Here is a 20,751-nt window from a genome sequence, read left to right as displayed (position 1 = left end):
ATTCAGTTTTTAATCTGCATACTTTATTCCTCCTTCAGGGGATAGGGGGCTTTATTCGTATCGTAACGCTTCAATTGGATCTAATACAGCGGCTTTGATAGCAGGGTATAATCCGGAAGCAATGGCTACAATGAAACTAGTGATGAAAGCGGCTATAATTGCGCCCCACGGAATTACGAATGCAAAATCCATTGCGGTTGCAATACCAAAACCAATTAGGATTCCAAAAATGATTCCCACCAATCCGCCTAGTTGACCAATTAGCAATGTTTCTATGAAAAACTGAATTGCTATTGTCGTTTTTTTGGCTCCCAATGCTTTTCTGACCCCAATTTCTCGAGTACGTTCTGTTACCGAGACAATCATAATATTCATCAAAGCGATAGAAGAACCCAGAACGGTGATGATACCTATCAGCCAAGAAGCAAGTCCCAAATATTGTGTGATTCCTAATATTCGGTTGATTAAGTCATCACTGCGGACGATTCCAAAATTATTATCTTCAACGGGACTTAATTTACGAACCCTGCGCATTGTGCTGTTAGCATTGTCTATGGCTTGGTCCAGCAATTCTTTTTTGCCAACCATAACACTCACGGTATAATTGATGTTAGGTGCCGTAAACAAGGAACGCGCTAATTGTATCGGAATTAAAACCCGTAAATCCTGGCTGTTCCCAAAAGTTGATCCTTTCTCTTTTAACACCCCAATAACCTTAAATTTAGCTCCTCTGATTGAAATTATTTTATCAATGGGATTCACGTCTTTTAGTAATCCTTTTTCAAAATCAGAACCTACAACACACACATAGGCATTGTTGTCAATATCAAATCCTGTAAAATTTCGTCCAGCACTGGTTTCTAAACCGGAATTAGTCATGAAAAATTCATCGACACCTACAATTGTATTTTCTGGGTCTGTTTTTGAAGATTCAAATTTTACTTCAGCACCAGAAGTAGCGGTAAACGAAAGCGAAGTTTCCGTAAAAGGATATTTGTATTTGTTTTTGAAAGCAACGGCTTCAGGATACGAAACAATAGGATTTATTATTTCGCGCTCGCCTCCGCCACGATTTCTAGTCGTATTTTCGTATTGTTTAATGTTGAAGGTATTGGCTCCCATCGATGCAAAATCGGAGGAAATTGTATTTTCAAGTGCCGAAACAACCGTAAGAATACTAACTAAAGCCGTGATTCCAATAGCGATAATCATCACCGTAAGAACCGTTCGCAACAATTGCGTTCTGATAGAACCTAGTGCAATGCGAATATTTTCTTTGAATAATTTTAACATCATAACAGTTTGACACGAAAATACAATTTTTGTTACAAATTTCCTTTTCAAAAATCCTAATTTATTTTTTAGGAGCTATTTACTTCGTCAGTTCGCTTCGCTCGTGTCCAGCTTTTCGCTACAATCTGTCAGTGAAAACAATGTTATTTTTCACTTTCCTATTTTCGCTACAAACTGGGCTAGGCATCTGGCAATAAAATGATGAAATTTGTAAACAGATTTATTTTAAAAATAAGATATTTGCAAAGAATTAGAATTTGGAGTTTTTCAAGAATTCCTAAATCTAAAAATCTAAAATCCAATAATCAAAAAATGGCATCAAAACCGAGCATTCCAAAAGGGACTAGAGATTTTTCACCTGCAGAGGTGGCAAAACGTCACTATATCATTCAGATTATAAAAAGTAATTTCGAGAAATTCGGATTCCAACCCATAGAAACGCCTTCATTTGAAAATTCCGAAACCCTGATGGGAAAATACGGTGAAGAAGGCGATCGTTTGATTTTTAAAATATTAAATTCCGGAGATTATTTGGCGAAAGCCAATGCAACGCATCTGGAAAATAAAGACAGCACAAAACTGACTGCGAGTATATCGGAGAAAGCATTGCGTTACGACTTAACCGTCCCGTTTGCGCGTTATGTGGTACAACACCAAAATGATATTGAATTTCCGTTTAAGAGATACCAAATCCAGCCTGTTTGGAGAGCTGATCGTCCACAAAAAGGCCGTTTCAGAGAGTTTTTTCAATGTGATGCGGATGTGGTAGGTTCGAAATCGTTGTGGCAAGAAGTAGAACTGGTACAATTATATGATACGGTTTTTTCGACTTTGGGTTTAGAAGGTGTAACCATCAAAATCAATAACAGAAAAATATTATCCGGAATCGCGGAGGTAATCGGTGCTTCGGATAAATTGATTGATTTTACAGTAGCGCTGGATAAGCTGGATAAAATTGGCGAAGACGGCGTAAAAAAAGAAATGATCGAGAAAGGAATTTCGGAAGATGCCATTCTGAAAGTACAGCCGTTATTTAATTTTACAGGAACTATTTCAGAGAAAATAAACCAACTTTCGGTTTTGCTTGAAGAATCACAGGAAGGAATGAAAGGAGTTGAAGAGCTGCGTTTTATTTGTGACAACGTTACGGAACTAGGATTGTCAACAGCAATTTTAGACTTGGATGTAACCTTGGCCCGAGGATTAAATTATTATACAGGTGCCATTTTTGAAGTGGCTCCACCAAAATCGGTAGCAATGGGATCCATTGGCGGCGGTGGAAGGTACGATGATTTGACCGGAATTTTCGGATTGAAAAACATGAGTGGCGTGGGAATTTCTTTTGGATTAGACCGAATCTATTTGGTTGTTGAAGAATTGAATTTATTTCCAGAAACCGTAACGGCAACTTCTAAAGCGTTGTTTATTAATTATGGTGAAAAAGAAGCTTTTTATGCGATGAAAGCAATAAAAGAATTAAGGAATGCAGGCATTAAAGTAGAAATGTATCCTGATAATGCGAAAGTGGCGAAGCAGTTTCAACATGCGGACAAAAGAGGAATTCCTTTTGCCGTAATTGTAGGAGAGCAGGAATTGGTTTCGAATACTTTTTCTCTTAAAAATCTAATCACGGGCGAACAGCTTTCGTTGGATTTTGAAGGTGTAAAACAAGCATTGTCAGATTCTTAATTTAAAAGCAGAAAAAAAGCTTCGTTTTGGTAAACGAAGCTTTTTTAATATAAAATAATGGTGAATTAATAATTGTTTAGAATAAAACCTTGGTTTTTTTAACTTTTAAAAGTGCTCTAAATAAAAAGTTGCAACAAAGCTAGATAAAGAATGCCAAGATAATCTTAAAATAATCTTAAAATTTTAAGTGTTTAGTAGTTATGTTGAAAAGAAAAGTCAAATCGACAAAAAGGTGACAATTTGACATTTTAAAAGAATTGGCAGTACTTTTGCAATCCAAAGAAAAGAATAAAAATGAAGTTTAAGAATATTTTTAAAAATACGAATACTATGACTACTGAAAATACAGAAATCGATCAAGAATTAGATGATGCGACATTAGAAAATAATGCCAATGGGGAGCAAATGATTATTGAGGAATTAAGTGTAGAAGAGCAATTAACGCAAGATTTAGCCAAAGAAAAAGATAAATATTTACGCTTATTTGCTGAATTCGAAAATTATAAAAGAAGAACTTCTAAAGAACGTATCGAATTATTCAAAACTGCTAATCAAGAAGTTTTATTGGCTATGTTGCCAGTTTTAGATGATTTTGACAGAGCTTTGGTTGAAATTAACAAATCGGATGACGAATTGTTGGCAAAAGGAGTGGAGCTTATTCATGAAAAACTAAAAAGTACTTTAGTTTCTAAAGGATTAGAGCAAGTTGATGTAAAAGCTGGAGATGCTTTTGATGCTGATTTTGCTGAAGCAATCACTCAGATTCCTGCGCCAAAGATGAAGGGAAAAATTGTTGATGTTCTTGAAAAAGGATACAAATTAGGAGACAAGATCATTCGTTTTCCAAAAGTTGTAATAGGGCAGTAATAGATTCGCGATTAATCGCGTATTTATATCACGCATGGATACGCACTGCAATGCGTCTCAACAAAAGAAAAAAATAAAAATGAAAAAAGATTTTTACGAAATATTAGGCATTTCAAAAAATGCTGACGCTGCTGAAATTAAAAAAGCATACCGAAAAAATGCTTTGCAATATCATCCTGACAAAAATCCTGGAGACAAATCGGCAGAAGATAAATTCAAATTAGCTGCTGAAGCTTACGAAGTATTAAGTGATCCTCAGAAAAAAGCAAAATACGATCAATATGGTCATCAAGCTTTTGATGGTTCAGGCGGTTTTGGCGGAGGTGGTCACGGTGGAATGAATATGGATGACATATTCAGTCAGTTTGGTGATATTTTCGGAGGCGGTTTTGGTGGTTTCGGAGGCGGTGGAGGCGGTGGAGTTCGTCGTGCTAAAGGAAGCAACCTTCGTATCAAAGTAAAATTGACGTTGGAAGAAATTGCCAATGGCGTTGAGAAAAAAGTAAAAGTAAAACGTAAAGTTCAAGCACCTGGAGTTACCTATAAAACGTGTTCTACATGTAATGGTCAAGGACAAGTGATGCGCGTTACGAATACCATTTTAGGCAGAATGCAATCAGCTTCTACGTGTCCAACATGTAGTGGTTCTGGTCAAATTTTAGATAAAAAACCATCAGAAGCAGATTCACAAGGAATGATTCTTGAAGATGAAACGGTTTCAATAAAAATACCTGCGGGTGTTGTGGACGGAATGCAATTGAAAGTTTCTAATAAAGGAAACGATGCTCCGGGAAACAGTATTCCAGGAGATTTAATTGTTGCTATTGAAGAGTTGGAGCATGAGTTCTTGAAACGTGAAGGAGAAAATTTACACTACGATTTATACATCAGTTTCGCTGAAGCAGTTCTTGGAATTTCTAAAGATATCGAAGCTATAAACGGAAAAGTGAGAATCAAACTGGAAGAAGGAATTCAATCCGGTAAAATTCTAAGATTAAAAGGAAAAGGAATTCCAAGTATCAATGGCTACGGAAACGGAGATTTATTGGTGCATGTAAATGTTTGGACGCCAAAAACACTGAACAAAGAACAAAAACAGTTTTTTGAAAAAAATCTTACGGATGAGAATTTTATTCCAAATCCAGAAAAATCAGATAAATCATTTTTTGAAAAAGTGAAAGACATGTTTTCATAATAAAAAATAGTATAGACGCGATTTATCAATACTGTTAAAAAAAATATTTACCCATCCTTGTTAAAATAAGGATGGGTTTTTTATGTAACTATTCTAAGTATTTCGATACTAATTATTTACTTTTACACCAACTAAAAAATAAGCATGAATAACATTCTTGAAGTGAATAAAGTTGTCAAGCAATACGGTGATTATGTGGCGCTTAACGAGGTTTCATTAATGGTTCCAAAAGGAAGTATTTACGGACTTTTAGGTCCAAATGGAGCCGGAAAAACATCACTTATCCGAATTATAAACCAAATTACATTGCCTGACAGCGGTGAAATTATTTTGGATGGTGAAAAACTTCAACCCAAACATGTTCAATATATAGGCTATTTACCTGAAGAAAGAGGATTGTACAACACGATGAAAGTGGGAGAACAATGCTTGTATTTAGCCCAAATGAAAGGACTTTCTAAGGCTGAAGCCAAAAAACAACTCGAGTATTGGTTTGAAAGATTAGAAATTCAAGGTTGGTGGAATAAGAAAATCCAAGAGCTTTCTAAAGGAATGGCCCAAAAAATTCAGTTTGTAGTTTGCGTTTTGCACAAGCCTAAACTGTTGATTTTTGACGAACCTTTCTCTGGTTTTGATCCTGTAAACGCCAATATTATTAAAGATGAAATCCTGGCATTGCGAGAAGAAGGAGCTACCATAATTTTCTCGACTCACCGTATGGAAAGCGTTGAAGAATTATGTGACCATATCGCTTTAATTCATAAATCGAATAAACTCATTGAAGGAAAACTGGATGATGTAAAAAGAAAATTCAAAACCAATAGTTTTGAAGTGGGCATTTTATCGGAGAATGTAGAAGGATTGATGTATGCAATTACACAAAAATTCACTGTTGGTCCGGCTAATTTTAAATCACTGAACAACGAATTAAAACTGGAAATTCAACTAGGAAATGCTACACCAAATGAATTATTGAATATCCTCACGCAATCTGGACAAGTAACACATTTTGTAGAAAAAATTCCAAGTGTCAATGACATTTTTATTCAAACAGTAACACAATAGACTTTCTTAGACTTTTAGAAATCTAAAGGTTTATAATTCTAACAGTCTAAAATGTCAAATAATCTAACCATCTAAAATGTCCATAGTATCATTAATCATAAAAAGAGAGTTTATTGCCAAGGTTCGCAATAAATCCTTTATTGTTATGACTTTTTTAAGTCCGTTACTGTTTGTAGCAATTGCATCATTTGTGGCGTATTTAAGTTCCATGAAAGCGGAAACAAAACGAATCGCTATTCATGACGAATCAGGTATGTTTGTAAAGGAATTTACGTCGCAGAACAATAAAAATGAGGAATACAAATACCTTGATTTGTCTTTGATAGATTTAAAATTCCTGAGAGACAGTATCACAAATGAAAGCTATGAAGGATTATTGTATATCCCAAAGGCGAGTAATACTAAGGAATTCGAAAGTAAAATCCAATTTATTTCAAACAGCAGTCCCAGTATTTCATTCATTGAAAATGTTCAGGATATAATTGCAAGTAAACTGACCAAAAACAATTTAGAAAAAGCTCATTTAGATACGCTGGCAATTAAAAACGCCCAGTCCAAGGTGAATATTAGCTTGACAAAAGCATCCGGTGAAGAAAGTGTCAAAGGACTTAACGAAATCAAAATCGGTATCGGTGGAGCATTTGGATACCTTATTATGATGTTCATAATCATTTACGGAAACATGGTGATGCGAAGTGTCATTGAAGAAAAAACCAGCCGAATAGTAGAAATCATAATTTCCTCAGTGAAACCATTTCAATTAATGATGGGAAAAATCATAGGAACTTCATTAGCAGGATTGTTGCAATTCTTTATTTGGGCAATAATCGGACTATCATTAATGTTTGCAGCTTCTGTGTTTTTTGGAGTAAATGTGGGGCCTACAGCCAGAGTTTCACCAGAAATGATGCAGACTGCACAGCAAGAAATGACCGGAACTGCTCAAATGTATATTAAGGAATTATGGAATTTACCCATTGCAAGTATCTTGATTGGATTTGTGATTTATTTCATAGGCGGTTATTTTCTGTACAGTTCCTTTTACGCGGCAATTGGTGCCGCAGTAGATAATCAAACGGATTCACAGCAATTTTTGTTGCCAATCATTATGCCGTTAATGTTGAGCGTTTACGTTGGTTTTTTTACAGTTATCAATGATCCACATGGCACAGTTGCAGTTGTTTTTTCAATGATTCCACTTACCTCACCAATAGTAATGTTGATGCGCATTCCCTTCGGCGTACCTTTGTGGCAAATCGCCATATCTGTAACGTTATTGTTTGCAAGCTTCTTTGGTGTCGTTTGGTTTGCTGCAAAAGTGTACCGAATTGGTATACTTATGTACGGCAAAAAGCCAACGTGGAGTGAAATGTATCGCTGGTTGAAATATTAAATAAAGCTCGGCTCAGCTTTGTTAAAACTTAATTAATTTATGGAGCTATTTCCCGTCTCGTCCGGAAGACGAGATTGCAATCTTTTTATTTTTAAAGAAAAAATAAAAAGGATTTTCACTTCAATCGGGGCTAGGAAATCAGTTTTCAAAAACGTTGTCTGTTAATTAAAAATGAAAATTTTGTGCCTTCGTGGCAAAACAAAAATATAAATATGTCAAAAATACTAATCATAGAAGACGAAGCCGCAATTCGAAGAGTACTCACAAAAATACTCTCTGAAGAAAATGATACCTATCAGGTTGAAGAAGCTGAAGATGGTGTTGCAGGTCTTGAAAAAATAAAGAACAACGATTACGATTTGGTTTTGTGCGATATCAAAATGCCGAAGATGGATGGTGTTGAGGTATTAGAAGCAGTCAAAAAAATCAAACCCGAAATTCCTATGGTGATGATTTCCGGTCATGGCGATATGGAAACGGCAATTAATACAATGCGTTTGGGAGCGTTTGATTACATTTCAAAACCACCCGATTTAAACCGATTATTGAATACGGTTCGCAATGCTTTAGACAAAAAACAACTCGTTGTTGAGAATAAAATTCTGAAGAAAAAAGTCAGCAAAAACTACGAAATGATTGGCGAAAGCGAAGCTATCAATCACATCAAAGTGATGATTGAGAAAGTAGCTCAAACCGAAGCCAGAGTTTTAATCACGGGTCCAAATGGAACCGGAAAAGAATTGGTTGCGCATCAATTACACGAAAAAAGCGAACGCGCTAATTTCCCTTTAATTGAAGTAAACTGTGCGGCTATTCCATCTGAATTGATTGAAAGTGAATTATTCGGTCACGTAAAAGGAGCGTTTACTTCGGCTGTCAAAGATCGCGCAGGAAAATTTGAAGCGGCGGATAAAGGGACTATTTTCTTAGATGAAATTGGTGATATGAGTCTTTCGGCACAAGCCAAAGTATTGCGTGCTTTACAGGAAAGTATGATTACCAGAGTGGGAGCGGACAAAGACATCAAAGTCGATGTTCGTGTGGTTGCAGCTACTAATAAAGATTTGAAAGTCGAAATTGCCGAAGGGCGTTTCCGTGAAGATTTATACCATCGTTTGGCAGTGATTTTGATAAAAGTTCCTGCTTTGAATGATAGAAGAGAAGATATCCCGATGTTGATTTCGCATTTTGCAGATAAAATTGCATCGGAACAAGGGAATGCAGTCAAAAAGTTCTCTTCAGCAGCGATTAATTTACTGAAGGAATACGATTGGACAGGAAATATCCGTGAATTGCGAAATGTAGTGGAGCGCTTGATTATTCTTGGTGGAAGCGAAATTTCCGAAAATGATGTGAAGTTGTTTGCATCGAAATAAAATTAATTTAATGATTTAAAAATTTAATGATTTAAAGATTTGGTAATAGTTTTAATCTTTTAATTTTTTAATTTTTAATCTTTCAATCATAAGAAATGAAACTAAAAAAAATAAACGAAGAATTACAACAAGCCCTGATTGAAAACGGTTTGACCGAGGCCAATGCGATGCAAAAAGAAACATTTTCGACCATGAAAAGTGGTTCGGATTGTATTATTATTGCACCAAAAGGAAGCGGAAAATCGACAACAATTGTGCTAAATGTAATTCAGCGATTGGCAGGCGCAACCGAAGAATCACCAAGGGCTTTGATTATTGTTGAAGACAAAGCGAAAGTATTGGAAATGGAATCGCTTTTTGAAAAATACGGAAAGAATTCTAATTTAGAAGTTTATGGTGTTCATGACAAAGGCGATATGGAATACGATAAAAATTATATTTCCAGCGGAATTGACGTGTTGATTGGGACTCCAAATAAGTTAAGCGAAATGTTTACTACGGCTGGATTTAACGTAAACCGATTGAAAATGTTTATTTTGGATGATGCTGATCCAATTTTGAAATTGCGTCATGAGACAAAAATCATGCGTATTTCGAATAGCATTGTCAGAACCCAACGTATTATTTTTTCGGAACAATTAACGGAACGAATAGAAGTCCTTGCTGAAAAAATGTTAGAAGAACCTTATGAATTCGATTTTGATGGAGAAGATGAGGATGAAGACGATGAAGATTTCGAAGAAGAAATAAACTTGGAGGCAGATGCAGATGAGGATTTCGAGGAGGAGGAATTAGAAGGCGATGAAGAAAATGGTACAAAATAATTAAATAAAGAGTGAAATGGGATTAATGAAAGTGTTTTCGGGAAGTGAAATTTTAGCAATGGCGTTACAAGAAAAAATTGAAGCGATTGGTGTAAATGTAGTAGTGAAAAATAATATACAATCGGCTCGGTTGGGAGGATTTGGAAATTCAGATTTAGCGGTTGAATTGTTTGTTCAGGAAACCGAGTTTGCAAAAGTAAACCCTGTTATTGAAGAATTCAGAATGAGTATTTAATTCATTCACAATAAAAGAAATAGAATGAAATATAAAATGTTGGTTTTGGACATGGATGATACTTTGTTGAACGATGACCATACCATTTCAGACGAAAATAAATTGATGTTGGCTAAGGCACAGGAATTGGGTGTTTATGTTATTCTGGCTTCTGGGCGACCAACTCCCGCAATGATTGCTTACGCCAAAGAATTACAATTGGATAATTCGTATATGATATCGTATAATGGCGCTGTTATTACAGATTTGAAGGAAGATAAAATCATTTTTGAGCAAACGTTAACCCAAGGACAGATTCATGAATTGTATGATTACAGTTTGAAAAGTAAGACACATATTATAACTTACGTTAATGGGAAGATTGTAAGTGAAACGGATTCTGAATATATTGAAATCGAAAAAAACATTACTGGTTTAACCCATAATAAAGTGGTAAGTTTTAAAGATGAAGTCCAATCTTCAGCTGTGAAATGTATTTTATTAGAAGAGCCAAGTTATTTAAAAGAAGTAGAGAAAGACTTGAAAGCCGCAATGCCACATCTTAGTGTGAGCATGTCAAAACCTTTCTTTCTTGAAGTAGCGCAAAATGGAATTGATAAAGGTGCCAGTATCAAACTTTTATCAGAAAAACTGGACATACATCAAAGTGAAATTATTGCTGTTGGAAATGCAGGAAATGATTTATCTATGATTGAATATGCTGGATTGGGCGTTTGGGTTGATAATGTAGATCCTGAATTGCGAGATAAAGGAGATGTTATTGTAGCATCTAATAATAATCATGGTGTGGCTGAAGTTATTAAACGATTTATCTTGAACTAAAATTTTTCAAGTTATAATTTAAACCATTAAGAAATTAAGGTAATTTAAGAGCAGTTCTTAATAAACTTAATTTCTTAATGGTTTTTTTGTTGATGCTGTAGGGAATTTGAACTGGCAGGAGATTTTTATTTTTTCTTTTTAGGTGGTTTGCAAGTTTTACAGAAATCAGAAAGTTCTTGAATTCTTATTAAAACATCATCGTTAAGTTTTTTTAATATATCCTCTTTTTGCCCTAAATTACTTTTTTTAGAGGCTTCACCATGCTCTTCTACATATTCTTTTTGGATAGCATCATAAAGTGGTTGTAGAAAACTTATATCTGAAAAAGTTCCTTTGTTGACATACAAGTCTTTTCTAAGTTTTCGAGCATAAAGTTCCGATAAGTCAAAATCATATTGAGCAAACTTCATCATTCTTTCAGCTGTAATTGTGTCTGTTGCTATTAGGGAAGCCGATTCTCGTTTGAATGTAGAACTTACTTTCGAATTGAAGTTTTTGGTAAACATAAATTCAACATTACTCATTTGTATGCTAAAATTTAGTGCGGAAGCAGTTTGTAAGCTATTGCTGCTAACATTGCCAATTTGAGTTGATTTTGATTGAAAATCTGATAATTGGATTTGGTATTTGCCATCCCATTCGATAGCGTTTTGAGCATTTATTTGAACTGCAATCAAGAGAAATGTAATTATAATTATTTTTTTCATTCTGATAGTATAAATTATTGGTCTCGAAGATGCTAAGATATAGAAATTATTGATTTCATTTTCCAGATTTTAGTTCGTAAATTTGCGCACTCAATTTTTTGACAACGATTTCATTAATTGAGTTATCTTATGGAAAACAGAAAAAAAGTAGCCTTTTATACCTTAGGCTGTAAACTAAACTTCTCAGAGACTTCTACGATTGCGCGTAACTTACAAGACGAAGGATTTGATCGCGTTGATTTTGAAGAAGTGGCTGATATGTACGTGATTAATACCTGTTCGGTTACTGAAAATGCTGATAAGCAGTTCAAACAAGTCGTGCGAAAAGCAATGAAATTGAATGACAAAGCATTTGTCGCGGCTGTGGGTTGTTATGCGCAATTGAAGCCGGAAGAATTAGCGAGTGTAGATGGAGTGGATTTAGTTCTTGGTGCAACTGAAAAATTTAAATTGGCAGATTATATCAATGATTTGTCGAAAAATGATTTTGGCAAAGTGCATTCCTGCGAAATTGCCGAAGCTGATTTTTACGTGGGAAGTTATTCAATAGGAGACAGAACCCGCGCTTTCTTGAAAGTACAAGATGGTTGTGATTACAAATGTACCTACTGTACTATTCCATTAGCAAGAGGGATTTCGAGAAGTGATGAATTGGAAAATGTTTTGAAAAATGCTTCAGAAATTTCAAAACAAAATATCAAGGAAATTGTTCTTACCGGAGTAAATATTGGGGATTACGGAAAAGGAGAATTTGGAAATAAAAAACACGAACATACCTTTTTAGAATTAGTTCAGGAATTAGACAAAGTAGAAGGAATCGAGCGTTTGCGAATTTCGTCTATTGAACCCAATTTATTGAAAAATGAAACGATAGAATTTGTATCAAAAAGTAGAACTTTTGTGCCGCATTTTCACATTCCGCTGCAATCAGGGAGCAATGACATTCTAAAGTTGATGAAACGTCGTTACCAACGCGAAGTATATACGGAACGCGTAAATAAAATTCGCGAAGTGATGCCGCATGCTTGTATTGGTGTAGATGTAATTGTTGGTTTTCCAGGCGAAACAGACGAGCATTTCCTGGAAACCTACCATTTCTTGAATGAAATGAATATTTCGTATTTACACGTATTTACGTATTCGGAACGAGATAATACTGAAGCCGCTGCAATGGAAGGTGTTGTTCCTGCTAATGTTCGGGCTAAACGCAGCAAGATGTTACGCGGTTTGTCTGTTAAAAAACGTCGTGCTTTTTACGAAAGCCAATTGGGAACCAATAGAACTGTTTTGTTCGAAAGTGAAAATAAAGAAGGTTACATTCACGGGTTTACTGAAAATTATGTAAAAGTAAAAACACCTTGGAATCCAGAATTAGTAAATACATTGCATGACATTAATTTGACTAAAATTGATGAAGACGGAAGTGTGCGAATGGTTTTTATTACGGCTTTGGTGTAAGTTTTTTTCAACCATATAAGTCATATAAGCAAAAGATTAGAAAATTATTAAGGGATTAAGTTCATTAAGTTTTATGCTTAATTTTCTTAATCCCTTAATGGTTTTAAAAACTTATATGACTTACATGGTTGAAAATTTTAAGGATTCGTAGACCAAATACTACTGTTTTTAATAAAAACGCGTCGGTTTAGTTTCAGTTGCGCGATGATTAATTCTGCCATATCTTCTGCCTGCATTACGGTTTCTGGATTTCCGTCAGTCAATTTTAATTCTTTGGCCATGTCAGTTGCAACAGTACTTGGCGTTAATGCTGTTACACGAATATTATGTTTGCGAACTTCCTGCATTAATGATTCCGTTAATCCTAAAACAGCAAATTTTGAAGCGCTATAGGCACTTGTTAACGCATTTCCGCTTAATCCTGCTGTTGAAGAAATATTGATGATATCACCTGTTTGTCTTTCAATCATATTTGGCAAAACGGCGCGTGTCACATAATACGTTCCCATTAAGTTTACCTGAATGATGCGTTCCCAATCGGTCGGTTCTAATTCTAAGAATTTTCCAAAAGCGGCTATTCCGGCATTATTAATTAAAATATCAATGGTTCCAAATTCGGCTAAAGCTTTTTCAACAGCAGTGTTTACCGAATTTATATCAGCAACATCAGCGGTTATTGCCAATGCTTTCACTCTTAAAGAGCGCACTTTTGCAGCTACACTGTCTATTTCTTCTTGCGTACGTGCTACCAAAATTACATTTACTCCTTCTTTGGCTAAGGCCAAAGCGATTGCTTTTCCAATTCCTTTCCCTGCGCCGGTGATTAGGGCATTTTTATTTTTTAAATCTGTCATTTTGTATATTATTTTATGCCAATAAAGGCTTAGTTTACTGTAAAAGTAGTACGTTTTACAGTTGAAATCTATTTTGATTTTCTATTTAATCTAAATTTAACGTTCTTTTATTTTGACTGAAATGAGCATTATTTTTTGTCTAAAGTCAATTTGTAAATATCCGTTTCTAAAACTTCGGTGTCCTTGTCTTCACAAAGTAGGAACTCGATTTTTTCTTTTGAATTTGCGTACAAAGTCAATCCTTCGAATTTATGGGTGCTGCTAATTTTTTGAGTGAAATCGATTTTCATAGTTTTCAGGTTGATGCTTCCAATAAGACTTCCTAAAACTTCGCCATCATCATATGTAGATTCGGTATCTTCGGCTGTGGCTAAAAAATAAATACTGTCACCGACTAAAATCGCATCGGTAAAACTACTGCGCACTCCTTTTATTTTAGGGAGTTTGTATTCGTTTGATAGAATAGCAAAGTCGTTAGTCAGATTTTTTCCTTCGATGGTGAAAAGGACATTTTTATTGGAACTTCCGTTGCCACGATTTAATAAAAACCAACTTTCGCCATTATAGATGGCGCCTTCGAGGTTGAAATCTGCTGGTTTTATTGCTCCAAAATTTTGCATGACGGCATACAAATCGCTGAGGTCATTTGTGGCGATTATCTTTTTATCAGTAGAATTGACTTGTATCATTTTGTTTCTTTTCTCGGTGGAACCGGAACCAAAAACATACAAGCTGTCTCCAAAATGGGTTATGGCTTCAAAATCTGCTTTGTCTTTTTTGAGTGTGTTCTCTGTTGGGTTTTCTAGTAATGGATGGCGTTTTAAATTTTTAGAATCCATTTGGTATTGGTAAAGAAAACCGCTGTTGTCACCAATAATCAGTAGGGAATTGTCTTTGTAAATAAGTCCTGATGCGGAACCAATACCTATGATTTGAAATAATAATTCGAGTGTGAATTTTTCCATTGTATTTGTTTTTAAAACGAGTGCCTAGCCCAGATAAAAGTGAAAATCCTTTTATTATTTTTCTTTAAAATAATAAAAGATTGCAACGGATAGCTGGAAAATGCTCCTGAAATTCATCAGGATTAATCCTTATAATTTGTTATATTTGAGTTTACAAAGATAAAATATTTCTTATGAAGTCTATAAATCCCGATGATTTTAAAGTGATTGGCAAAATTGAATTGGCCAAAATTCCAACGAATTTGTTTAATGGCGCCAGTGATGACGCCAAAGAGGAGAAACTCGATAAGGTTCAGGCGAAATTGAGCGAGTTGCAGGATGTGATGTACGCGCACAATCGATACGGCGTTTTGATTTGTTTGCAAGGGATGGATACTTCTGGGAAGGATAGCCTGATTCGGGAAGTTTTCAAGGAATTTAATCCGCGAGGTGTTGAGGTGCATAGTTTTAAAACACCCAATTCAACGGAACTGGAACACGATTACTTGTGGAGACATTATTTGGCTTTGCCAGAAAAAGGGAAATTCGCAGTTTTTAACAGAACACATTATGAGAATGTTTTGGTAACACGGGTGCATCCGGAATATATTTTGAATGAAAATTTGCCGGGAATTGAAAAAGTAGAAGATGTGACGCCACAGTTTTGGCAAGATCGATTGGATCAAATTAATAATTTCGAAAAGCATATTACACAAAACGGAACTATTGTTTTGAAGTTTTACTTTCACATGAGTAAGGAAGAGCAACGCAAGCGCTTGCTGCGACGATTAGAAGAAGTAGAGCATCACTGGAAGTTTTCGCCTGGAGATTTGAAAGAGCGCGAGCATTGGGATGAATACATGCAGTATTATGAGGAAGCAATTAATAAAACGGCTACTGAAAATGCGCCCTGGTATATTATTCCTGCTGATGATAAGGAAATGGCACGTTATGTAGTTGCTAAAATTATTTGGGAAGAAATGCAAAAACGAACTGATATAAAGGAACCGCAATTAGATGAAAAAGTAAAAGCTAATTTTGAGATGTATAAAGAAATGCTGAAAAAAGAATAAACAAAAAAATGCGCTGAATTTCAGCGCATTTTTTATGGAATTATTTGTGGATTATAGTTTGAAACCATAAGCTAAACGTACACCAACTTGTCCAACTCCTCTACCTACAGAACCGTTGTTGTTTAAACGATCAAAATGATTGTAGTGAGTATAGTTCAATGAAATATCTATGTATTTAGTAGCATAACCTATACTTGGAGATAACAATAAAGAAGTTTTATCTCTGGTGTTTTCTACATTACTTGTTGCAAATGCTGCACCAGCTTCTCCCATTAGGTAAAATTGGTCATTCCATACGAAAGCTTTAAAACCTGCTTTAGCTGGAATAATACCTAAATCTTTTCCTTCTGTTTGACCAGGAAACCCATCAGCTTTGCTTACAAATAAATTAGTGTAACCTGTAGTCAACGTCAAAGAGTATCTTTTTGATAAATCATATTGTCCTCTTACATCTGCTCCAAGTGCTAATTTGTATGGGTCATTTACTGAATAACCAGCATTTGCACCAAATCCTAAACGAAATCCTTGATCGTAATTTGTTGCTTTGTTTGTTTCTTGAGCTTCTACATTGCTAGCGAACATCATTGAGATTGTAAGTGCTAGTGCGAATTTAATTTTTCCTGCGATTTTCATAATTGTATTTTTTAATATTTTGTTGTTTTTAAGGGTTTTGTTTGGCTGAAAACAACGGTGCAAAAGTAAGACTCCAAGTTTTTTAAAAGTTATAGAATTAAGTTGTTTTGTTATAGAATTCCTTGTTTTGTTGAACATCCAAAAAAAAACAGCTGTTATAAATGAAATACTATCGATACTATTGAAAGCTTCTAATTATATTTGCCCCAAAAAAGACAGAAAGTGAATTTATCAAAATACTTCAAAGAGTTTTCTTATAACATTAAATTAGCGTATCCTGTAGTTTTAGGAATGTTAGGACATACACTAATAGGTATAGTTGATAATTTCATGGTAGGCAAGTTAGGGTCTACTGAGTTGGCTGCGGTTTCGCTGGGAAATAGCTTTATATTTATTGCATTGTCTTTAGGAATAGGCTTTTCTACGGCAATAACACCATTAGTTGCTGAGGCTGATGCAGAAAAAGACGATCAAAAAATTCGGACTACTTTTCACCACGGATTACTTTTATGCACCGTTTTAGGAGTTGCATTATTTATATTGACAGTACTTTCCAAACAAATTATGTACATGATGCACCAACCCAAAGAAGTGGCTGACATGGCCGCTCCCTATATTGACTGGGTGGCGTTTTCATTGATTCCTGTGATTATGTATCAGGGTTACAAACAATTTGCGGATGGTTTAGCTAAAACTAAATATTCTATGTATGCTATTTTCATGGCAAATGTGGTCCATATCTTTTTTAATTATGTTTTGATTTACGGAATTTGGATTTTTCCAAAATTAGGAATTCTCGGAGCTGCATTGGGAACGGTTCTGTCCAGAATAATGATGGTGGTTTTCATGCATTATCTTATGAAACGAAACTCAGCATTGAAAAAATATTTCAAGAATTTCAGTTTCAAAGAAATCCGCAAGTCAATTTTGAAAAAAATCATCAATCTTGGTTTGCCTTCAGCAATGCAAATGTTGTTTGAAGTAACGTTGTTTACCGCTGCCATTTGGCTTTCTGGCTCCTTGGGAAAAAATAGTCAGGCAGCCAATCAGATTGCACTTATTTTGGCATCCTCCACTTTTATGGTTGCAATGGGTTTAAGTGTTACCGCAATGATCCGAGTGAGTCATACCAAAGGAATGAACGATTATAAAAACTTGATTGTTGTGGCAAGATCTATTTTTCTATTGGCGATTATTCTAGAAACTTTCTTTGCGATAATCTTTGTGGTATTCCATAATTTTTTACCGCATCTATTCTTGAATATGAGCGATTCGACTCAAATGTTGGATAACGAAGAAATCATCCTAATCACTTCAAAACTACTATTGATTGCGGCTATTTTTCAAATATCGGATGGAATTCAAGTTGTGGTTTTAGGAGCATTACGTGGTTTGCAAGATGTGAAAATCCCGATGTACATTACCTTTGTGGCGTATTGGGTTATTGGTTTTCCTATTTCCTATTATTTAGGAAAATACACAGAACTGAAAGCTGTAGGAATCTGGATCGGACTTTTAGCTGGATTAACAGCTGCCGCTTTATTTTTGTATATTCGCTTTGCGAGATTGACAAGAAAGTTGGTGATGCAAAACGAGAATAAATAAAATAATAAATTACTTAAATATTAAATTCATGGAATTACCAAAATTTTTACTAGGCGATAATACTGATTTTCCCGAAGATATTTTCATCATACACCTTGATTACCCGAGATTTATCATCAATTTAAAAGATGATGAAGTAGAGTTTATGGAAGAAGCGGAAGATCTAGACGAGGCAGAATTAAATTCAGAAATGGAAGGTTTAATAGTTCTTGCCAATGAGTTTTATGATCGAGAAATCAAACTTTACGAGGAGTAGTTAAATTTTTGTCTTACCAAATTTATATTCAAATGAAAAATGTATTTATGTATTCTATGTTTGTTTTTGGTACAATACTTATAATTAAAGGGGTTTTTAACTTTTTTCCGTTTGAAATTAAATCAAATGTAAACGCAAGTGAAGCCTATAATTCTGGACATATTGTAGGATATATTATTGGTAAATTTGGTAAGATTGCTCTTGGTGTTTTAATGTTAAAGTATGGATACCAAACTTATTTAGAAGGAAAAAGAAGAACAGAATAGATTAGTCTTTTTTGAAATATTTTTCCAATAATTTTTGAGCGGCTGCAAAGGGTGAAATTTCATCATTTTGTACCGCTTTTTTAGTTGAATCTAGTGATTTTTGAATTTCTGGATTGTTGTAAAAATTAGTTTTCAACTGCTCGTTGATGGTTTCCAACATCCAATATTGATTTTGTTCTTTTCGTTTTTCAAAAAAATAATTATTCCCTTTTGTCAGTTCCAGAAATTTCTGAATGGTTTCCCAAACATCAGGTATTCCTTCATGGGTAATAGCGCTGCAGGCAGCAGTTGTTGGAGTCCAACCTGATTTTTTGGCAGGAAAAAGATGCAAGGCTCTATTGAATTCCAGTTTAGCAAGATGAGCTCTTTTAATATTATCACCATCCGCTTTGTTGATGACAATAGCATCCGCCATTTCCATGATTCCGCGTTTGATACCTTGCAATTCATCGCCCGCACCAGAAATTTTTAATAAAAGAAAAAAATCAACCATGCTGTGAACGGCGGTTTCACTTTGGCCTACGCCAACGGTTTCTATGATGATGGTATCAAAACCGGCAGCCTCACAAAGCGTAATGGTTTCTCGGGTTTTTCTCGCTACACCACCTAATGTTTCCCCCGAAGCTGATGGTCGTATAAAAGCATTTTTATCTTTGACCAATTCTTCCATTCGAGTTTTATCACCCAAAATACTTCCATGTGAAATCGTGCTGCTGGGATCAACGGCAAGTACGGCTACTTTTTTTCCTAAACCAGTCAAGTATTTTCCGAAAGCTTCAATGAAGGTGCTTTTTCCAACGCCAGGAACGCCTGTAATTCCTATTCTGACGGATTTATTGGCATAAGGCAAACAAGCATTAATTACTTCATTGGCTTTAGCCAAATGATTGACATTCGTGCTTTCGACTAAAGTAATCGCACGGCTCAGCGCAGTAATATTTTCATTCAAAATTCCTTCAAAAAGTTCTTTTGCCGAAGGTTGAATTTTTCTAAATTGCTGAATATTCCCAACAGCAACGGCGCTGATAATTTCTGGAGCAGAAATTCCGGGTTTTTCGTTTAAAGCGCTTGGATGGTGTTTTTTATTTGGCAAAACTATTTTTTAGAATAGTAAAAATAATAAAAACTATCTTGAATAGACGGTCATTCTCTTAAAATGTCATTTCATTTAGATGGTTCCTCTTTTACGAAGGATATATCACAAATTTTATTTTTTTGAAATCATTTTATTTCTCATTAGTCAATATCTTTGCGGTATTATGACCAACTTCATCCTAATCTTTGTTTTTTTATTCCTAGGCATTGTATTCCAAAATATAAAGGGTTTTCCTGTAAGTATTTACAAGCTGTTAAACAAGATTGTTATTTACATTTGTCTTCCAGCGCTGGCTTTATATTATATCCCAAAAATAAAATGGAGCAATGAATTGCTGTTCCCAATTGGAGTTGCTTGGATTGGTTTTGTTGTTTCCTATTTGCTTTTTAGTTTTTTAGGTGCCAAATTCGGTTGGTCTAAAAAGCTTATTGGTTGTTTAATTTTAACGGCTGGCTTAGGTAATACTTCCTTTTTAGGTTTCCCAATAATTGAAGCATTATATGGAGAAGAAGGTTTGAAAACGGCTATTTTAGTCGATCAACCCGGTTCTTTTGTGGTACTTTCTACCTTGGGAATTCTAGTGGCAACTTTATATTCCAGTGGTAATCCGAATGGTTTTCAAATCGCTAAAAAAATTCTACTCTTTCCGCCATTTATAACTTTTTTGATTGCCTGTTTGATGAATGTTTTTAATGTCGATTTCCATGAATACTTACAGCTTTTATTCCAAAAATTGGGAAGTGGAGTAACACCTTTGGCTTTACTTTCTGTTGGTTTGCAACTACGTTTTGAACGTAAAAGCCAGCATTGGAAATTTTTAGGACTCGGACTTTTGTATAAATTAATATTAACTCCGGCTCTCATTTACGTGTTGTATGTCTTAATTTTGCAACAGCATTCTAAAGTTATTCAAGTTGCTATAATGGAGTCAGCAATGGCGCCTATGATAACGGCTTGTATTTTAGCGTCCACACATGGTTTAAAACCCCGTTTAAGTAGTATGATGATTGGTTTTGGAATTCCATTATCGTTTATCACCTTGTTGTTTTGGTATTTTGTGGTTCAGTATGTTTAATTTTTAAAGCCTAAATCTGAACCAA

At 35.0% G+C, this 20,751-nt stretch carries 21 protein-coding genes; 15 read left to right on the top strand and 6 right to left on the bottom strand.

What is annotated here, in order from left to right; translation table 11 throughout:
- Positions 1 to 51 precede the first annotated feature (51 nt).
- Positions 52 to 1,296: an ABC transporter permease gene (locus tag DR980_RS02100; RefSeq protein ID WP_167400528.1), complete on the bottom strand. Its 1,245-nt coding sequence runs from the start codon at positions 1,294 to 1,296 to the stop codon at positions 52 to 54.
- Positions 1,297 to 1,605: 309 nt separating this feature from the next.
- Between DR980_RS02100 and hisS the strand changes: the two genes are divergently transcribed.
- The 9 genes from hisS to DR980_RS02055 all read left to right on the top strand — a co-directional run bounded on the left by hisS (position 1,606) and on the right by DR980_RS02055 (position 10,759).
- Complete coding sequence (gene hisS / locus DR980_RS02095) at positions 1,606 to 2,982, top strand: histidine--tRNA ligase (protein ID WP_113633648.1); 1,377 nt, start codon at positions 1,606 to 1,608, stop codon at positions 2,980 to 2,982.
- A gap of 294 nt (positions 2,983 to 3,276) precedes the next feature.
- The gene (locus DR980_RS02090; protein ID WP_113633587.1) at positions 3,277 to 3,849 is read left to right on the top strand and encodes a nucleotide exchange factor GrpE; all 573 of its coding nucleotides are present in this window, start codon (positions 3,277 to 3,279) and stop codon (positions 3,847 to 3,849) included.
- A gap of 79 nt (positions 3,850 to 3,928) precedes the next feature.
- Complete coding sequence (gene dnaJ, locus DR980_RS02085) at positions 3,929 to 5,044, top strand: molecular chaperone DnaJ (RefSeq protein ID WP_091164593.1); 1,116 nt, start codon at positions 3,929 to 3,931, stop codon at positions 5,042 to 5,044.
- A 144-nt stretch (positions 5,045 to 5,188) separates the two neighbouring features.
- Positions 5,189 to 6,109, top strand: a complete 921-nt coding sequence (locus DR980_RS02080; protein WP_113633586.1) for an ABC transporter ATP-binding protein — start codon at positions 5,189 to 5,191, stop codon at positions 6,107 to 6,109.
- A 76-nt stretch (positions 6,110 to 6,185) separates the two neighbouring features.
- Positions 6,186 to 7,502 carry an ABC transporter permease gene (locus DR980_RS02075; protein ID WP_113633585.1) on the top strand — a complete coding sequence of 439 codons (1,317 nt, stop codon included), beginning with the start codon at positions 6,186 to 6,188 and terminating at the stop codon, positions 7,500 to 7,502.
- 212 nt (positions 7,503 to 7,714) lie between these two features.
- Complete coding sequence (locus DR980_RS02070) at positions 7,715 to 8,878, top strand: sigma-54-dependent transcriptional regulator (protein ID WP_113633584.1); 1,164 nt, start codon at positions 7,715 to 7,717, stop codon at positions 8,876 to 8,878.
- Between the two features lie 95 nt (positions 8,879 to 8,973).
- On the top strand, positions 8,974 to 9,702 hold the full coding sequence (locus DR980_RS02065) for a DEAD/DEAH box helicase (RefSeq protein WP_113633583.1): 729 nt from the start codon (positions 8,974 to 8,976) through the stop codon (positions 9,700 to 9,702).
- Between the two features lie 16 nt (positions 9,703 to 9,718).
- Positions 9,719 to 9,937 (top strand): DUF2007 domain-containing protein, encoded by a 219-nt coding sequence (locus tag DR980_RS02060; RefSeq protein WP_113633582.1) that lies wholly within the window; start codon positions 9,719 to 9,721, stop codon positions 9,935 to 9,937.
- A 24-nt stretch (positions 9,938 to 9,961) separates the two neighbouring features.
- Positions 9,962 to 10,759 carry a Cof-type HAD-IIB family hydrolase gene (locus tag DR980_RS02055; RefSeq protein WP_113633581.1) on the top strand — a complete coding sequence of 266 codons (798 nt, stop codon included), beginning with the start codon at positions 9,962 to 9,964 and terminating at the stop codon, positions 10,757 to 10,759.
- A 125-nt stretch (positions 10,760 to 10,884) separates the two neighbouring features.
- On the opposite strand, the gene DR980_RS02050 is transcribed toward DR980_RS02055, so the two are convergent.
- On the bottom strand, positions 10,885 to 11,466 hold the full coding sequence (locus DR980_RS02050; protein WP_113633580.1) for a hypothetical protein: 582 nt from the start codon (positions 11,464 to 11,466) through the stop codon (positions 10,885 to 10,887).
- A gap of 129 nt (positions 11,467 to 11,595) precedes the next feature.
- Between DR980_RS02050 and mtaB the strand changes: the two genes are divergently transcribed.
- A complete protein-coding gene (mtaB, locus tag DR980_RS02045; protein WP_113633579.1) occupies positions 11,596 to 12,924 on the top strand; it encodes a tRNA (N(6)-L-threonylcarbamoyladenosine(37)-C(2))-methylthiotransferase MtaB in 1,329 nt (442 codons plus the stop codon).
- Between the two features lie 137 nt (positions 12,925 to 13,061).
- Here mtaB and DR980_RS02040 read toward each other — a convergent pair whose 3' ends face one another.
- Together DR980_RS02040 and DR980_RS02035 are read right to left on the bottom strand one after the other, a co-directional pair.
- Positions 13,062 to 13,778, bottom strand: a complete 717-nt coding sequence (locus DR980_RS02040; RefSeq protein WP_113633578.1) for a 3-ketoacyl-ACP reductase — start codon at positions 13,776 to 13,778, stop codon at positions 13,062 to 13,064.
- A 128-nt stretch (positions 13,779 to 13,906) separates the two neighbouring features.
- A complete protein-coding gene (locus DR980_RS02035) occupies positions 13,907 to 14,743 on the bottom strand; it encodes a DUF6929 family protein (RefSeq protein ID WP_113633577.1) in 837 nt (278 codons plus the stop codon).
- 173 nt (positions 14,744 to 14,916) lie between these two features.
- On the opposite strand from DR980_RS02035, the gene DR980_RS02030 reads away from it, so the two are divergent.
- Positions 14,917 to 15,795 carry a PPK2 family polyphosphate kinase gene (locus DR980_RS02030; protein ID WP_113633576.1) on the top strand — a complete coding sequence of 293 codons (879 nt, stop codon included), beginning with the start codon at positions 14,917 to 14,919 and terminating at the stop codon, positions 15,793 to 15,795.
- 51 nt (positions 15,796 to 15,846) lie between these two features.
- On the opposite strand, the gene DR980_RS02025 is transcribed toward DR980_RS02030, so the two are convergent.
- Positions 15,847 to 16,380, bottom strand: a complete 534-nt coding sequence (locus tag DR980_RS02025; protein WP_244199238.1) for a hypothetical protein — start codon at positions 16,378 to 16,380, stop codon at positions 15,847 to 15,849.
- A 270-nt stretch (positions 16,381 to 16,650) separates the two neighbouring features.
- On the opposite strand from DR980_RS02025, the gene DR980_RS02020 reads away from it, so the two are divergent.
- From DR980_RS02020 to DR980_RS02010, 3 genes are read left to right on the top strand one after another with little or no spacing between them, the layout of a single operon-like run.
- The gene (locus tag DR980_RS02020; RefSeq protein WP_113633575.1) at positions 16,651 to 18,033 is read left to right on the top strand and encodes an MATE family efflux transporter; all 1,383 of its coding nucleotides are present in this window, start codon (positions 16,651 to 16,653) and stop codon (positions 18,031 to 18,033) included.
- Between the two features lie 28 nt (positions 18,034 to 18,061).
- A complete protein-coding gene (locus DR980_RS02015) occupies positions 18,062 to 18,289 on the top strand; it encodes a hypothetical protein (protein WP_113633574.1) in 228 nt (75 codons plus the stop codon).
- Between the two features lie 32 nt (positions 18,290 to 18,321).
- Positions 18,322 to 18,555: a hypothetical protein gene (locus DR980_RS02010; RefSeq protein WP_113633573.1), complete on the top strand. Its 234-nt coding sequence runs from the start codon at positions 18,322 to 18,324 to the stop codon at positions 18,553 to 18,555.
- Position 18,556: 1 nt separating this feature from the next.
- Here DR980_RS02010 and meaB read toward each other — a convergent pair whose 3' ends face one another.
- The gene (gene meaB, locus DR980_RS02005) at positions 18,557 to 19,648 is read right to left on the bottom strand and encodes a methylmalonyl Co-A mutase-associated GTPase MeaB (RefSeq protein ID WP_394335929.1); all 1,092 of its coding nucleotides are present in this window, start codon (positions 19,646 to 19,648) and stop codon (positions 18,557 to 18,559) included.
- Between the two features lie 166 nt (positions 19,649 to 19,814).
- Here meaB and DR980_RS02000 point away from each other — a divergent pair, with 166 nt between their 5' ends.
- Complete coding sequence (locus tag DR980_RS02000) at positions 19,815 to 20,726, top strand: AEC family transporter (protein ID WP_113633571.1); 912 nt, start codon at positions 19,815 to 19,817, stop codon at positions 20,724 to 20,726.
- The last annotated feature ends 25 nt before the right edge of the window (positions 20,727 to 20,751 follow it).

The sequence above is a fragment of the Flavobacterium psychrolimnae genome, assembly GCF_003312425.1.
In the GTDB taxonomy this organism is placed as follows: domain Bacteria; phylum Bacteroidota; class Bacteroidia; order Flavobacteriales; family Flavobacteriaceae; genus Flavobacterium; species Flavobacterium psychrolimnae.
The sequence above is the reverse complement of the archived record's forward strand: the minus strand, read 5'-3'. Positions and strand labels throughout refer to the sequence as shown.

Coding starts and splice junctions, on each gene's coding strand:
- DR980_RS02100 (WP_167400528.1), bottom strand. CDS start 1,296: ATGATGTTAAAATTATTCAAAGAAAATATTCGCATTGCACTAGGTTCT.
- hisS (WP_113633648.1), top strand. CDS start 1,606: ATGGCATCAAAACCGAGCATTCCAAAAGGGACTAGAGATTTTTCACCT.
- DR980_RS02090 (WP_113633587.1), top strand. CDS start 3,277: ATGAAGTTTAAGAATATTTTTAAAAATACGAATACTATGACTACTGAA.
- dnaJ (WP_091164593.1), top strand. CDS start 3,929: ATGAAAAAAGATTTTTACGAAATATTAGGCATTTCAAAAAATGCTGAC.
- DR980_RS02080 (WP_113633586.1), top strand. CDS start 5,189: ATGAATAACATTCTTGAAGTGAATAAAGTTGTCAAGCAATACGGTGAT.
- DR980_RS02075 (WP_113633585.1), top strand. CDS start 6,186: ATGTCCATAGTATCATTAATCATAAAAAGAGAGTTTATTGCCAAGGTT.
- DR980_RS02070 (WP_113633584.1), top strand. CDS start 7,715: ATGTCAAAAATACTAATCATAGAAGACGAAGCCGCAATTCGAAGAGTA.
- DR980_RS02065 (WP_113633583.1), top strand. CDS start 8,974: ATGAAACTAAAAAAAATAAACGAAGAATTACAACAAGCCCTGATTGAA.
- DR980_RS02060 (WP_113633582.1), top strand. CDS start 9,719: ATGGGATTAATGAAAGTGTTTTCGGGAAGTGAAATTTTAGCAATGGCG.
- DR980_RS02055 (WP_113633581.1), top strand. CDS start 9,962: ATGAAATATAAAATGTTGGTTTTGGACATGGATGATACTTTGTTGAAC.
- DR980_RS02050 (WP_113633580.1), bottom strand. CDS start 11,466: ATGAAAAAAATAATTATAATTACATTTCTCTTGATTGCAGTTCAAATA.
- mtaB (WP_113633579.1), top strand. CDS start 11,596: ATGGAAAACAGAAAAAAAGTAGCCTTTTATACCTTAGGCTGTAAACTA.
- DR980_RS02040 (WP_113633578.1), bottom strand. CDS start 13,778: ATGACAGATTTAAAAAATAAAAATGCCCTAATCACCGGCGCAGGGAAA.
- DR980_RS02035 (WP_113633577.1), bottom strand. CDS start 14,743: ATGGAAAAATTCACACTCGAATTATTATTTCAAATCATAGGTATTGGT.
- DR980_RS02030 (WP_113633576.1), top strand. CDS start 14,917: ATGAAGTCTATAAATCCCGATGATTTTAAAGTGATTGGCAAAATTGAA.
- DR980_RS02025 (WP_244199238.1), bottom strand. CDS start 16,380: ATGATGTTCGCTAGCAATGTAGAAGCTCAAGAAACAAACAAAGCAACA.
- DR980_RS02015 (WP_113633574.1), top strand. CDS start 18,062: ATGGAATTACCAAAATTTTTACTAGGCGATAATACTGATTTTCCCGAA.
- DR980_RS02010 (WP_113633573.1), top strand. CDS start 18,322: ATGAAAAATGTATTTATGTATTCTATGTTTGTTTTTGGTACAATACTT.
- DR980_RS02000 (WP_113633571.1), top strand. CDS start 19,815: ATGACCAACTTCATCCTAATCTTTGTTTTTTTATTCCTAGGCATTGTA.